The organism is Pseudoalteromonas sp. DL2-H2.2, assembly GCF_021532535.1.
Taxonomy (GTDB): Bacteria; Pseudomonadota; Gammaproteobacteria; order Enterobacterales; family Alteromonadaceae; genus Pseudoalteromonas; species Pseudoalteromonas rubra_A.
On sequence record NZ_JAKGBD010000018.1, the window covers coordinates 73,158 to 87,266 of the forward strand.

A 14,109-nucleotide genomic window follows, 5' to 3' on the forward strand; every position below is an offset into this window, starting at 1 on the left:
ATTGTGATCTTCCAACATTAACAGCTGCTGGGTGTGAACTTTAGTGACACGAACAATTATAGCCATAGCCGGCGCATCTGCGTCCGGTAAATCTCTTTTTAGTCAAACTATTTATAACGAATTAGTAAACGAACTTGAGTCGGGTGCCATCGCCGTTATAGAAGAAGACGCTTATTACAAAGATCAATCGCATTTGCCGTTTGAACACAGAACTCAAACGAACTATGACCATCCGGATGCGTTTGAACATGCGTTAATGAAAGAGCACCTGGCGCAACTGCGTCAAGGTAAGTCTGTACAAGTACCGACTTACGACTATGCTCAACATACACGCAGTAGTGAGACACGCACGGTAAACCCGGCAAAGATTTTAGTCGTTGAAGGGATTTTACTGTTAAGCGATCCAGCATTAATCGAAGAATTTGATATCAAGGTATTTATTGATACGCCGCTTGATATCTGTCTACTGCGAAGAATGCAACGAGACATAGAAACTCGCGGTAGAAGTATCTCTTCGGTGGTTGAGCAATATCAGGCAACGGTAAGACCTATGTTTTACCAGTTTATTGAGCCTTCAAAGCACAATGCCGACTTGGTCGTAACCCGTGGCGGTATGAATCGCGTTGCGATTGATATTATTAAAAGTAAAATAAAATATTTACTGCAAGAATAATACGGGAACAATCTGGCATGACAACAATAATGAGCTTAGTCGGCATGATAATGCTACTAGCCATCGCCTACGCCGCTTCCACCAAGCGTAGTGCCATTAATTATCGAACCGTGGGTATCGCATTTATCATGCAAATACTCATCGGCGGCTTTGTACTCTTTGTAGAAGCCGGTAAAAACGCGCTTGCGGCTATGTCGAAAGCGGTTTCATCTGTCATTGGTTACGCCAATGACGGGATCAGCTTTTTGTTTGGCCCTTTAGCGGGTGCAGACAATATAGGGTTTATTTTTGCGATCCAGGTATTACCGGTGATCGTATTTTTCTCAGCCCTGGTCGGTGTGTTATATCACATTGGGATCATGGAGTGGATCATCAAAATCTTAGGGGGTGGTCTACAAAAGCTGCTGAAAACGTCCAGACCTGAGTCTTTGTCGGCAACGGCAAACATTTTTGTGGGACAAACTGAGGCACCTTTAATAGTAAAACCTTTTATCCCTAAGATGACCCAGTCAGAACTCTTTGCCGTTATGGTTGGTGGTCTGGCAACGGTGGCAGGTTCAGTGATGGCTGGCTATGTTGCCATAGGGGTTGAACTAAAATATCTGATTGCAGCCAGCTTTATGGCAGCACCAGGTGGTTTCCTGATGGCTAAGATGATTGTGCCGGAAACTGAAAAGCCAAAAGAAAACCTCGCCGAGGTTGATAGCGGCGACGACAAACCGGTTAATGTAATCGATGCGGCAGCAGCTGGCGCGTCAAGCGGTATGCATCTGGCACTGAATGTAGGTGCAATGTTACTGGCTTTTGTGGCACTGATTGCACTATTAAACGGGTTACTTGGCGGTATCGGTGGGTTATTTGACCATCCGACACTGACACTACAAGAGATTTTAGGCTATGTATTTGCTCCGGTTGCCTGGATGTTAGGTGTACCTTGGGCAGAAGCCACTCAGGCAGGCAGCTTTATCGGCCAGAAACTGGTTGTAAATGAGTTTGTTGCTTACTTGGATTTTATGAATTATCGCGACACGTTAAGTGAGCACACACAAGCGATTGTCACATTCGCGTTATGTGGATTTGCTAACTTGTCATCGATAGCCATCTTACTAGGCGGACTGGGCGGTATGGCGCCAAGTCGAAGAAAGGATATCGCACGCTTAGGGCTCAGGGCGGTTTTAGCAGGGTCTATGGCTAACCTAATGAGCGCAGCAATTGCAGGGTTTTTCCTCTCGCTAGCTTAGAAACTTAATGAGATAAGCCTCAGTTGCAAAACAATTGGTTGGTTGCTTTAAGGGGTTAGAGTAACCAAACTAACTTGAACGATACTTCACCAAAGGGCCTTTATGGCCCTTTTATCGTTTCTGAAGCACTATTTTTTACCATCCGATAGGTTTCCTGTGCATGCAGGTACAGCCCCTTCACAATACGATAGAACCCCCAGATAAGCAGCAATGGCATTAAGATCAGGTCAAACAGATTGACCGCCAGTGTACTCACCAGGTAATGCGACAACGCGTTTTGCTGATATCTGACATGCCTGGGCGATACTTTTTCCAGTTCGTGAATACTCGACTCGGCCTTATCTTTTAGTGATGCTTTATTTTGTCCGTGCGTGACGTCCTGATGATATTGCAATAACGCTGTGCGGCCCGTGGTTTTATAGCTGGCGCTGACAGAATGACTGATGGCGCCGCTAATATGAATGGCATAAGGCAACATCAGGTGCAGTAACACAAAGGCAAGTAGCAGACCTTCACACACTCGCTTTAAGACCGCGCACAGCACCACGGGCAGGCCAAACAGCTCTGCACACAGCCAGATTGTCGCACCGCTCAAAGTGACAACCAATAACGGCATCACGATGACGTGAGCAGCTTCACTAAGCAAGGACAAGATCTCCACGGCAACCAGTGACGCAAGATTAAGATTAATCCCCTGCTGCAAATAATGCGTGACCGTTGCAATCATATTGCCAACATCGACTTTGAATTCGGCAATGAAAGACACGCCCACCTGACTGCTTTCAACCACTTTTAGCAAGCCATTGATCTCAGCAAGATAGAATAAATCGTCCAGCGCCTGCACCTCAACCTGATGCAGATATGCCTGATTACTCAAATACAACGCATCCGGACGATGCTGCCAGTCATGGTAGTGGATCACCACTAGGGTTAAAAATGTCACTACAATCAGCAACAACAATGCCCGCATTACCGTGTGCTCATGCTCCCAGAGCTGTTTTGCAAAGTTCATGATTTTGCTCCCATCGTTGCGCATTTCATTGCATTTAGCCCAGATTCACCCGCTATTACTACATCAACATCAACTTGGGTATGCACCCCTGCAAGTTGGGCTGAATCTGAGTATTGCCACAACCACCAGGCCTTAGCCTGCGCTGGCACACTGGGGCTATCGGCGTAATCTGCTAACCAAAAAGGGTGACTGGCAAATTGAGACGATAAGTTTTTTTGCCAAAAGTCGCCATAACTGTAAAGGAGCGTCTGACATCCAGTGCGCTGCTGTACTGCGGCGATGAACTTTGCAACCCCGTTGCTTATCTGCTCCGCAGAGCGGTTACTGGTTATCTCGACATCCAGCATAGGCATAAGCGTGAGCCCAAGGCCCTGCACCGTCTTTATAAAGTTGTCGACCTGTTTATCAGGGTCGTCATCTGGCTCAAAGAAATGATAAGCCCCCACCTGTAAACCCGCCGCCTGAGCACCTTTGAGATGAGAATAAAATGCAGGATCGCGATAAGTAATGCCATCAGTGGCCTTGATATAAACAAATTGCACCCCGGCTTTGGCAACCTGCTGCCAGTCAACAGTGCCCTGATAATGAGACACATCGATCCCCACTACTGGCTCGGCACTTGGATTGCTCAGATACTGCTGCAAATGCGATGTAAACAAGGCCTGAGCCGGCCTATCCGCCTGTTGCGCAGGCGGCATAATGCTGGGTCGGAAAAAATAGAGCAAACAGGCAATGGCCGTAAAGAGCACAAAGACCATGGGAGAATCATGTTCGAGCGTTTTGCTGGAAAGCATTCAGTATCCTTATCATAAATGGGTGCTACCAAGCGAATAGCATTTAGTTTAGTCAAAGGAAATGGATTTGTCTGATGAGATGGCTAGTACAAGGGATAGGCCCGGCTTTACCACCGAGCCCATCCGGACAGGAAGGGTTACCTATTGTTTAAGCTGCGCTTTTGCCTGTTCTACTTTATCGTAATCCAAACCCAGCTCCTGTACTGCTTCTTTGATCAGAGCCGGGTTTTGCATTACCAGTGCCATCAGCTGTTGTAGTTTATCAGCCGGAATATTTAGCTGCTGAACAACGGCCATCGCCATTAGCGGATTTTCGGTCAGTGCCTGAAAAACCTCATTGATTTTTTCATCACTAATATTGTGCTCTTTAAGCAGGGCAATAATGGGGTTCATATCTTTTATCCTATTTTAATCTAGTGGCGAATCGTTACGGCGCAACACCGCACCATAAAATCCGTCAAATTCTGAGCTTATACCTGGTAACAGGCTTAGCTCTTGCTGTAATGTCCAGTCGGGGTTTGCATCCAGAAACTGTGCAACTTGCTGTTGGTTTTCTACCGGCAACACTGAGCAAGTTGCATAGACCAGCTTGCCACCCGGACGACACATTTGGCTGTAGCGTTGTAACAAGTCTGCCTGCAGCGCAATAAGCTCATCAATACTTTGTTCGCTCAAATGCCACTTACTGTCCGGGTTGCGCCTCAATACGCCAGTCCCAGAACACGGCACATCAAGCAGGACTCGGTCAAACTTGTCTTTCAGGCGTTTGATGGTCTTATTATTTTTAATAACTCGGGTCTCAATCATGTGACAACCGGCACGCTTAGCACGCTTTTTCAGGTTGTCCAGTTTATGCTGATGAATATCCATCGACAACAGACGACCTTTGTTGTTCATCAACGCGGCAATATGTAAACTTTTGCCGCCAGCACCGGCGCAGGCGTCAACCACTTTCATGCCGGGTGCCAAGTCAAGTAACGGCGCTATTTGCTGAGAGCCGGCGTCTTGCATTTCGCACTCCCCCGCCTGAAACGCGCTGGATCTAAACAATCTATCAACAGCCTCAATCGCCAGGGCATCCGGCAACGATGGGGAGACGGGTTCACAGGTTATCTGCTCCTTCGCCAATTTACTGGCAAGCGACTGTGCTGAGCTTTTCAAGGTATTGGCTCTGAGATAATAACCCGGCGCACGATTTAACGCCTGCGCCACAACAGGCCAGTTTTGCCCAAGTTGCGACTCTCCCAATGCATCAAGCCAATCAGGGTAGCTGAGCTGGACAGCCCGTGGGGCACTCTCAAGACGCGCTTGCAGATCCGATTTTGTGAGCTCACGCATCACTTCCCAGTCAGGGATATGTCCATCGCTTAGCACTTGATATGCCTGCCAGATGGGCCAGAAGTCCTGTTCAGTCACATTGCCAAGGTACGCCAGCTTGCGCACAAAGCGCACTAAATCATACAGTGTTGTGACAAAGTAGGCTTTATCTTCACGACGCCAGTGTGGGTTGTCCTGAATATGATGCTGGATAACTTTATCAGCATATAGAGACTGCTGGATAATGCTGTTAAATGCGGTGTGTAAAGTATTGATTAGTTGACGGTCAACGGTCACGCGGTGTTCTCTGCCTGCAAATATTGAATCTGAATTGTAGCGCTTTTAACGAGCTCAGACCACATGTGGTTCACCGACAAACAGCACCTTATTAAAAAGGGTTGTGCCTTCTGAGAAACGCCCATCAAGGTAACGTATGCACTCTCATTGAAACAATTTGACAACATGGTTAAATGTTGAAAGGCCCGTTTGACGGGCTTTTGACCCATCATTAAAAAACAAAAAATAAACACAACAAAAACAGTTTGACAACACAATGTGCATCATGCCACATTGAATGTACCTGCAGTAGGAAAGTCGCAGGTCACTTAACATGAATAACTAAGGAAATAACTCATGAAATTACAAGTAAAAAAGACCAAGTTGAAAGCACTATCTCAGTCTCAGCAGTTAAACCTGGCGCAAACGCCTAACGTTGCAGGCGGCAACGTTGAACCGGATAGCAGCTACCCCAGTTACCGTAACTGCCCGCCACCAACCGACACAGATACCATTGCGACAAGTCCAGGTCCTGGTCAGATCTGCGTAGTTACAGGTCCTTGTACTGACTTCAATTAATCGTCGGGCAATGCAACTTCTGCCAAAGTAAGGTTGCATTGCCGTACCATTTACAAGCATAGAATAGCGCCCCTCTTCGGTCTGAACTCTCATTTCATTAACTGAATACATAAATGTCTTCGGTGGACTGTGCAACAGCGCCTGAGCATAACCTGAGTAACCACGGCGCCTTGCGACGAATACTAAAAACACTGAAGATGGAGCTGTTATAGCCACTAAAATCTATCTGCTTTGTTCCATACGCCTCATCTTAATTTACACCTAAAAACAAACTGGCGACTTTGAATACACATAAAACCCTTTGTACACAAGACAGTTACATCACTCTCTGTTAGAATGCTGTTGGCTTTAATATGTACGGATATAGCTATTTATAAATTGGAGAAAAATATGAAGTTTAAAGCACTCTTTTTGGCTGTCAGTGCCTCTTTGGCACTCAGCGCATGTGGTGGTTCATCAAATGATAACCCAGTTGCAAGCAAAGAACAGCAAAACACAACCACTACTACTTCTAAACCTGAACCAGAAAAACCAACCCCTATGTTTTCAGTGACGGCAAGACTGGTGCCTAGCTCATGCAGTAACGGGACCGCACCTGCAGTCGCGGAAGTGGTTTTTCATAATGCCAGTGGCAAGGTCATCTCTAGTGTAACAACAGGGCAAGATGGTAAACTGACTCAGGCCCTGCCAGAAAACACACATCATGTTTCATTAATCGCCAATAGCGCCAATAATCAGCAGATGCAAACTCAGCTATTTACATTGTTGGATGTTACTAACACAGATTATGGCATCATCACATTTGACCAACAGCTGCCCTGTGAATATCCAAGAAAAGAAGTCAACTCCAGTGCGCTTGCTGCCAGTCAACCAGATTATTATATCAGTGGGCTAATTGGCAACGGTATATCTGTACAAGATCTGGGACCAGACAACTCAGTTATTTATGCAGAGAGCAAAAATACAATCCTACACATCAGTAACGAAGACTATAGTGATGTGCGGGGTGGTCTGTTTAATCTGGAAGGCGAAGAACCAATTGAGCTGACAGATGAAGCATTTGCCAGCCCAGGTGTAAGAGTGAATATCGCTGATTTGCCTTTCTCGAAAATTGACAGTGTAAACTCTCGCGTCTCACTGGCGTCATTCGACGACAATGAACAAATTAGCACACAGTTAATATTTGGCCCTGACTATCGTCACAAGTATATTTTCCCTGAACTTGCGACGACCAGCTACGCATATAACTCGGTGACCGAGCGTGCTACCTTGCCGGGTTTTGATATGTTTACTAAGTCTGCAACCTTTCACGACATTGACAATAATGGTCAGCCCAGGGAAACAGCGCCTTTACTTTATGACACGGCTTTACAAAACGCCTTTACGCAATTTGCTCAGTCCATGGCACAGCAAAGCAACAGTAACCTGTTTGAGTATGACTTCTCTGGTGTTGATGATCGCATCAACCTGATAGCCATCACGCTAAGCTGGGAAGATGCCATCAACGGCGAAGTTAGATGGGAAGTTGTCAGTAAACCCCAGGCTGCGATCCCCGACTTTGAATTCGGCACTGCCATTAATACCAATATCGACACAGTAGAAGGCTTTGAGCTGAACCTGGATGTGACTGCATTGAATTTCACAGGCGGATTTGACGCCCTTAGACAGGAATATCAAAAAGCGGCGGCTGGAAATATATATATTGATACTTCGCTCTTAAAAGGGGCAGCCGTTTACAGCTTTGATATCGAAGTGTCTGAGTAATTACCTGACTACAATAATATATGACATTTCCCGACACCGCTGGTGTTGTTGAACACACAGCCAGTGACGGGATAAAAACGGCCAGTTAGCGCACAGACTGGCCGTTTTTTTATCTGCTCCAATCGCCTTTAATAAAGCGAGTTACACCTCATCGCCTCACATCAAAAAACCTCAACAGCATGGATTAAAAAATGAATGTAACGATGTGCTGTTACACTTGCTAAAATTAATCGAATCGGGCACAACAAGGACTAAAACATGCCATCTGCATTAATTGAAATCGGCTTACCCGTCGCACTGATATTTATTATGGCAGGCGTAGGACTCAGCCTGAAACCAGCAGACTTTCAGCGCGTGTATTTGCAACCCAAAAGCTTTTTTATCGGCGCAGCGTGTCAGCTTATCTTGCTTCCCTTATTAGCAATGGCAGTCATTGCGGTTACGGGTTTAACGGGGGAACTGGCAATTGGTTTATTTATTCTTGCTTTGTGCCCGGGCGGAACTACTTCCAACCTTTATTCATACCTGGCCAAAGGGGATGTCGGCCTGTCGGTGTCTTTAACAGCCGTAATAGGGTTTATCACCCCATTCAGTTTGCCATTTTTAACCGCATGGGCAATCGAACACTATGGACAAAACAACACCTTAATCGAGTTTCCGATCTTAAAAGCCTGGCTACAACTGATCGTGGTGGGCGTTTTGCCAGTCCTGGTTGGCATGGCTGTCAAAGCCAAGTGGCCCGCCTTTGCTAAAGCAGCCAGTCCCTATATCAGCTGGTTCTCGGTCGCAGTGTTACTTTTGGTGATAATCAGCATCTGTTTTAAGCTGGGTGATAAATTGGTGAGCTACCTGGTACTGGCTGGGCCCTCTGTTATCACCTTAAACCTTATTTCTATGCTTGCCGGATTTGTGGTGGCGCACACTTTATTGCACTGCGCGACACAGACTCGCACCATTACGCTCGAAGTTGGTCTGCAAAATGGCACACTCGCTTTGCTGGTGACCACAGGCTTGCTGGATAACGAAGTGATGTCTATTGCACCGAGTATTTACAGCTTGTTTATGTTTGTCAGTGCAGGCTTATTTACTGCCTGGGTAATTAGAGGGCCGTCAAAGTCCTCGAGCGGGTCAGCCGACGGCCCTGCTTAATATACAAAAGATGCATAACCTATTTATAGCGATGTGCATTGTACGCCAGCTTGGGGGCGTGTCTCAGGAAATACTTACTTGGTAGTTGCACTTATGTCGCTGTAAGTCTCAATGGTACAAAAAGTTACCTGTCAGACGGCACAGCTCGCTCTGTAAGGATATAAATTCAGTATAAAAACCGCTAAACTTGAATGGCTAGCGCTTCTTGTTATGGTTTTTTATCTCCTGTGGATATACGGCATATCGCGAGATCTTGCCCGCCCTATCAGGCAAACGTTTTAAATAGCTCACGACAGTTAAACTACCGGAAGCTTGGCTGTTCTCAACATATTCAAACGTTGCGATCACTTCTACCCACTTTCCTTCGAATTCCTTTCTCGTTGCTTCATCCAGTTGCGCAACAGATAACTTGAAACTGTTATTAAATGCATAGTGGTTATAAGCTTCAAAGCTCGCATATAAATACATGTCTTTGCTTGCTGTCGAGACAACTCCCTGAACGGAGATCTCTTTGCCTCGATAATCAGCTTTATTCACCATCAGGTCGAAAAAAGACACTTGTTGGGGTGCTGCACTAATCATACAACTAGCAAATAAACTACCTGACAATAAAAGCCAGGTTGCTGCTTTCCTTATTTTTATAACCATAGTTAATCTTTGCCGAACCGCTGAATAACCTTGAATCCAGATAGCCTACCCTTGATTAGACGAGCACCTACCTATCATTTCGAAAGAGCTTACTTTTTACCATAAGTATAAAAGTATATGCCAGGATCACCTATCGTTTTCATGATCCTGGCCATAAGCTTGGCAACTTATTAAGTGACACCCACGGCAACTTATTAAGTGACACCCACAACTTATTAAGTGACACCCACAACTTATTAAGTGACACCCACAACTTATTAAGTGACACCCACCGGTAAATTCACAGACCAATTGTGGGCAGTTTCAAAGTCGAAATGCAAGTCTATTGATTGCTGCGCTTCCTATAAGCTTTCAGTAGTGAAACTTGTAAGTTTAAGTTTTAAATCCTGCAAAATAGCCAGATCCGGACAATACGAATTCGCACCCAAACCTGAATTTGGATAGATCGAAATCGTACTAAAGGAAAAGTGTTAACCCAGTAAACGCTCGCACTGGGTCAAGTTGGCGCGTCGCCTTTTATGAAGATGCTCACAGTAATCGGTCATCGCTTGCTTTCGCCCTACCGCGCCATGAAAGACCTTCGTAAACTGCGTAGTGAGCTTGAGCCAGTTGTCTGGCTCTATTTGCAACCGAGTCAGCAGTGGCTGACTATCGCTGATATAACCCCGCTTATCTGCACGCATACATCGGCCTGTTAACTCAACCAGTTGAATATAATATGTCAGATCAAACGGCAGTCCTTTAGGCATGTGCTTTCTTGGATTACCCGCAAAACGCAGTAAGCTTTTGGGTTGTTTACCTTGCTGTGCATGCTCAATACGCTTTTTAATGCTGGTGTAGTCTGACGTTTCCGGTGTCTCTGCCATATTGGCTCTGACCGGATTCAGGTCAACATAAGCCAGGCATGCTGCCAGTGCGGCTGCATCCAATAAAGCCTGCGACTTAAATCTTCCTTCCCAGAACCGGCCTGTACAACCATCTTCTTTGTTAGCTCTGCGGGCAATATCTTCATTCAAGACCCGCATGAACCAACTGATGCTCGCAAGGCGTATTCTGAACTCAGCAATATCAGCCTTCAGCAAACTGCGCTCTGACTCGCTCAGCTCTTCACCATTGATGAATTTGTGTGTCAACCAGTTGCCCTTAAACAACCTATGCCAGCGCAGAACGATTGCTTTATCTGCTAACCTTTGTGCTTTCTTATCATCCACATACAACACAATATGGGTATGGTTGCTCATAACAGCGTAACCACACACATCAATGCAAAACACCTTCGCAAGGGTCAGCAATTTTTCCTCAACCCAATCTCGCCGATGTTCATAAGATTGACCCGTTAAGCGGTCTTTACCGCACAGAAATGCCCGGCGAACACACCGGGATATGCAGTGATAGTATTTGGTATCCGACAGGCTAACCTGCCGCTTCCTTGCCGTTGGCATAGTCCATTATCCTCAATCCATTGAGTGTGTTCTAAAGATAGTTGACGTGACACCTACACACCAATTTTTAGGTGGGTGTCGCTGTTTTTTTCCATTGAGTATTACCTAAAGGTAGACGGCGTAAACTCTGTACGCCAGCTTGAAAGAACACACCTAGACTTCAAAACATCTAGATTGCTATTAAAGGTGGATGTCCACGTTGATTACCAGCGCAGAACGATTGCTTTATCTGCTAACCTTTGTGCTTTCTTATCATCCACATACAACACAATATGGGTATGGTTGCTCATAACAGCGTAACCACACACATCAATGCAAAACACCTTCGCAAGGGTCAGCAATTTTTCCTCAACCCAATCTCGCCGATGTTCATATGACTTGCCCGTGAGGCGGTCTTTACCGCATAGAAATGCCCGGCGAACACACCGGGATATGCAGTGATAGTATTTGGTATCCGACAGGCTAACCTGCCGCTTCCTTGCCGTTGGCATAGTCCATTATCCTCAATCCATTGAGTGTGTTCTAAAGATAGCTGACGTGACACCTACACACCAATTTTTAGGTGGGTGTCGCTGTTTTTTTTGCCCATTGGAGGTTGAGGTGGGTGTCACTTGAAATTTCATTACAGGTGGATGTCCGTGTTTCCCTTTCCTGGTGCCACCTAAAATAGTGTCCGGTTTTATTGAATCACAACACTCAGCAACTACTGTGTTTTCAGACCCTTTTTTATTCTCAGAAAAAAGGCGCTCACTGAGCGCCGATTTTGAATGGGTGTCGCCTTAAATTTACTCGATGCGTCGCCTTAAATTTAACGCTACTTCAACTTATGTTGCGTCCAGGAAAAAAGCAATACGCTGACAATTAGCATACCTGTACCCAATTGAAAAGTTGCATTATCACTCGATGCGCTTACCCACAAACAATAAATGCTAACAACTAATTGCATTTTAACTACACCATTGACCCCTTCTTTTTTTAGTATTTTTCGGTTCATCAGCATTGGAATTAGTAAGTGCTGTACCGAGATAAGTAAGAAAAAAATAGATATCAGCATTATTAAGCTTACTTGCATCAAGATTAACCTTAAAGATTAGTTATTAGGCGCTAATTTTTTAAAAGCGTCTCTCGCATTGTACGCATCTACAGTCGCCGTAACAACGGAGCTCGTCTGTATGGAATATACATATTCCGAATACTCAAGCTGATTAGTTCCCCAACCTTTATATGAACTCGACCCTGCTATTCTAGGAACTGTAGTTCTCCAAGCTCCAGCCATAGTAGTCATACTTAAAGCAGCCCTTGCTTTCGCGCCATCAACTCGGTCAAAGCCATAAAATTCTGCTGTATCACCAAATGTATGGCCAACGAAATCGAAGTCATAATTACTACCATAATAGTGATTTGATAAATCAGATACTGCGCCTAGGAAAGTTGAAGCTCCATCAACCATCATTGTTCCGCCCACGACAGGGTTAAATGGCCTAATAAGCCATCCACCTGCAGCACCAACTAACCCAGCGGTCCCCTTGGCATAAGCACCCAGTCCCGTAAATAAGTCATCTCTTACCTGACCACTCATAGCCCGTTCACTAAACACCCCCCAAAATGATGGTTTTTGAGCTTGAAAATGCGCCTCATCATTGAATCCTCGTGAAAACGCCCCAGTTATTGCGCCATTTACGAACTTTCCACCAGTAATAGAAGAAGCGGTTCCACCTACGACTGCAGAGGCAATTATTCGTTTTGCCCTATTTATGGTATCAAAATAGCTTCCTGAGGTTATGTTACCAATCCTTCCACCTATTTTGTCAATAACACCAGAAAACGCTTGAGTGAATCCGGCACTAACAAAACCATGACCAAATTTCCCTCCACTCATAACGCTACTTATTCCGCCAGCTAAGCCGTGCGCCAACACTTTACCTATTTTGGCGCCTGTAGATAATACCCCGGCAGAATCCGCTAACCCCTGGAAATGAGTACCTATTCCATGGAACATTCCTGCGGTAAAAGCACCTGTCAGTGCTCCTTTTAAGCTTCCTGTTGCTATCCCCCCGGCTAACGCACCTGTACCTATGCTAGCCCAAAAGCCCGTTCCCCAAGGAGCCCATATTCCCAACCCAATAGACACTAACGGCGCGAAGTCTCCCAAAGCTTTATTAACTGCCTTAAATACACTATTGATTGCTTTTTTTAACTTCTTAAACAAATACCCACTCGGGTCCGTGTAGGACATAGGGTTGTTCAACACGTAACTAAAGCGGTTATAGTTTTGCAAGTTCGCGGGCGCCTGAACAAAAGGGTCCGCCTGCATAAAGCGGCCGGTGCCTGAGTCGTACAGGCGGCCATTCATATGAATAACCCGGTTATCATCGCCCAGTTTTAACGACTCATGACCCGTGTAGCCACGCACGTTACCAAACAAATGGCCAAGTAGCGTTGCGCTGTCAGCAAAGTCTATCTGCCGCTCGGTGTCTGAGCCAAACACTTCACTTTGTTTACCAAAGGCGTCATATTTAAACCGTTTGAGCAGTTCAAACTTGCTGTTGGTGATCGCAACTATCGACCCCTGGTAGTTGGTGAATAACCACTTATGACTACCCTGACCTTGCGCGTTATAGCTCTGGATCACATCATTGCCAACATACCGTTTGATCGCCTTGTGCCCACCCGATTTGGTGGTCGTCAGTTCCAGTGCACCTACGTAATAGACTGTCTGCTCATTGTCTGTGCGTTTATAGCGGCGATTACTGGCATCATACTTAAATGTAACGGTTTCACCATTGCCGCTGATACGGGTTGCTTTATTTCTGCCGCTGTATACAACGTCGCGATAGCGACTGCCATTTTTGTCAACGCTGGTCTGATTTCCATTGGCATCATACCCGAAGGTTTCTTGCTCATACTGGCTGGTCACCGGGTTCACTCTGCTGCGACTGGCAATAGCGTGAAGCGGTTTACCTGCCTTGCCATACTCCTGCACCCAACCGTCTTTAAGGATCAGGTTACCATTAGCATCGTAGTCGTAGTCATGCGTCACATTTGTGCCGTGAATAACTTCCTGCAGCCGGTTAAGCTTGTCATAGCGGCGTTGTTTCCTAAATCATTGAACTAATCTTGCCTTGTGTGATCAGATCTCAAAAGCAAACACCGAGGCTGAATTTTGAAAGAAAAGCGTATCACTAACTGGCGTGATTACAACAAAGCCCTTATC

At 45.7% G+C, this 14,109-nt stretch carries 12 protein-coding genes and 1 pseudogene; 5 read left to right on the forward strand and 8 right to left on the reverse strand.

All coding sequences use genetic code 11. From position 1 onward, the window contains the following. Positions 1–43 precede the first annotated feature (43 nt). Positions 44–673, forward strand: coding sequence for a uridine kinase (udk, locus tag L1285_RS21310; RefSeq protein WP_046004604.1), 630 nt, complete (start codon positions 44–46; stop codon positions 671–673). 17 nt (positions 674–690) lie between these two features. Next, positions 691–1,914: a NupC/NupG family nucleoside CNT transporter gene (locus L1285_RS21315; RefSeq protein ID WP_235414250.1), complete on the forward strand. Its 1,224-nt coding sequence runs from the start codon at positions 691–693 to the stop codon at positions 1,912–1,914. A gap of 100 nt (positions 1,915–2,014) precedes the next feature. On the opposite strand, the gene L1285_RS21320 is transcribed toward L1285_RS21315, so the two are convergent. The 4 genes from L1285_RS21320 to L1285_RS23935 all read right to left on the reverse strand — a co-directional run bounded on the left by L1285_RS21320 (position 2,015) and on the right by L1285_RS23935 (position 5,334). Beyond that, positions 2,015–2,926 (reverse strand): hypothetical protein, encoded by a 912-nt coding sequence (locus tag L1285_RS21320; RefSeq protein ID WP_046004602.1) that lies wholly within the window; start codon positions 2,924–2,926, stop codon positions 2,015–2,017. Continuing rightward, on the reverse strand, positions 2,923–3,720 hold the full coding sequence (locus L1285_RS21325; RefSeq protein WP_235414251.1) for a glycoside hydrolase family 25 protein: 798 nt from the start codon (positions 3,718–3,720) through the stop codon (positions 2,923–2,925). The genes L1285_RS21320 and L1285_RS21325 overlap by 4 nt, the downstream gene beginning before the upstream one ends. A gap of 141 nt (positions 3,721–3,861) precedes the next feature. Continuing rightward, positions 3,862–4,113 (reverse strand): DUF2999 family protein, encoded by a 252-nt coding sequence (locus L1285_RS21330; RefSeq protein ID WP_046004601.1) that lies wholly within the window; start codon positions 4,111–4,113, stop codon positions 3,862–3,864. A gap of 15 nt (positions 4,114–4,128) precedes the next feature. After that, on the reverse strand, positions 4,129–5,334 hold the full coding sequence (locus tag L1285_RS23935) for an RsmB/NOP family class I SAM-dependent RNA methyltransferase (protein ID WP_235414252.1): 1,206 nt from the start codon (positions 5,332–5,334) through the stop codon (positions 4,129–4,131). A gap of 336 nt (positions 5,335–5,670) precedes the next feature. On the opposite strand from L1285_RS23935, the gene L1285_RS21340 reads away from it, so the two are divergent. The 3 genes from L1285_RS21340 to L1285_RS21350 all read left to right on the forward strand — a co-directional run bounded on the left by L1285_RS21340 (position 5,671) and on the right by L1285_RS21350 (position 8,805). Continuing rightward, complete coding sequence (locus L1285_RS21340; protein ID WP_235414253.1) at positions 5,671–5,892, forward strand: hypothetical protein; 222 nt, start codon at positions 5,671–5,673, stop codon at positions 5,890–5,892. 390 nt (positions 5,893–6,282) lie between these two features. Continuing rightward, the gene (locus L1285_RS21345; RefSeq protein WP_235414254.1) at positions 6,283–7,656 is read left to right on the forward strand and encodes a hypothetical protein; all 1,374 of its coding nucleotides are present in this window, start codon (positions 6,283–6,285) and stop codon (positions 7,654–7,656) included. Positions 7,657–7,914: 258 nt separating this feature from the next. Next, positions 7,915–8,805 (forward strand): bile acid:sodium symporter family protein, encoded by an 891-nt coding sequence (locus L1285_RS21350; RefSeq protein WP_235414255.1) that lies wholly within the window; start codon positions 7,915–7,917, stop codon positions 8,803–8,805. 195 nt (positions 8,806–9,000) lie between these two features. On the opposite strand, the gene L1285_RS21355 is transcribed toward L1285_RS21350, so the two are convergent. The 4 genes and pseudogenes from L1285_RS21355 to L1285_RS21370 form a co-directional block, all read right to left on the reverse strand. Next, entirely contained in the window at positions 9,001–9,453 is a 453-nt protein-coding gene (locus L1285_RS21355; protein WP_235414256.1) for a hypothetical protein, read from the reverse strand. Positions 9,454–9,923: 470 nt separating this feature from the next. Next, the gene (locus tag L1285_RS21360; RefSeq protein ID WP_235414257.1) at positions 9,924–10,895 is read right to left on the reverse strand and encodes a transposase; all 972 of its coding nucleotides are present in this window, start codon (positions 10,893–10,895) and stop codon (positions 9,924–9,926) included. Positions 10,896–11,101: 206 nt separating this feature from the next. Then, positions 11,102–11,386 (reverse strand): annotated as a pseudogene (locus L1285_RS21365) (transposase); the annotation flags it as partial. A 599-nt stretch (positions 11,387–11,985) separates the two neighbouring features. Next, positions 11,986–13,935: an RHS repeat-associated core domain-containing protein gene (locus L1285_RS21370; protein ID WP_235414258.1), complete on the reverse strand. Its 1,950-nt coding sequence runs from the start codon at positions 13,933–13,935 to the stop codon at positions 11,986–11,988. Between the last annotated feature and the right edge of the window lie 174 nt (positions 13,936–14,109).

Excerpts from the sequence above, each read along its gene's own strand:
- L1285_RS21315 (WP_235414250.1), top strand. The coding sequence starts at position 691 with ATGACAACAATAATGAGCTTAGTCGGCATGATAATGCTACTAGCCATC.
- L1285_RS21320 (WP_046004602.1), bottom strand. The coding sequence starts at position 2,926 with ATGAACTTTGCAAAACAGCTCTGGGAGCATGAGCACACGGTAATGCGG.
- L1285_RS21325 (WP_235414251.1), bottom strand. The coding sequence starts at position 3,720 with ATGCTTTCCAGCAAAACGCTCGAACATGATTCTCCCATGGTCTTTGTG.
- L1285_RS21330 (WP_046004601.1), bottom strand. The coding sequence starts at position 4,113 with ATGAACCCCATTATTGCCCTGCTTAAAGAGCACAATATTAGTGATGAA.
- L1285_RS21340 (WP_235414253.1), top strand. The coding sequence starts at position 5,671 with ATGAAATTACAAGTAAAAAAGACCAAGTTGAAAGCACTATCTCAGTCT.
- L1285_RS21345 (WP_235414254.1), top strand. The coding sequence starts at position 6,283 with ATGAAGTTTAAAGCACTCTTTTTGGCTGTCAGTGCCTCTTTGGCACTC.
- L1285_RS21350 (WP_235414255.1), top strand. The coding sequence starts at position 7,915 with ATGCCATCTGCATTAATTGAAATCGGCTTACCCGTCGCACTGATATTT.
- L1285_RS21355 (WP_235414256.1), bottom strand. The coding sequence starts at position 9,453 with ATGGTTATAAAAATAAGGAAAGCAGCAACCTGGCTTTTATTGTCAGGT.
- L1285_RS21360 (WP_235414257.1), bottom strand. The coding sequence starts at position 10,895 with ATGCCAACGGCAAGGAAGCGGCAGGTTAGCCTGTCGGATACCAAATAC.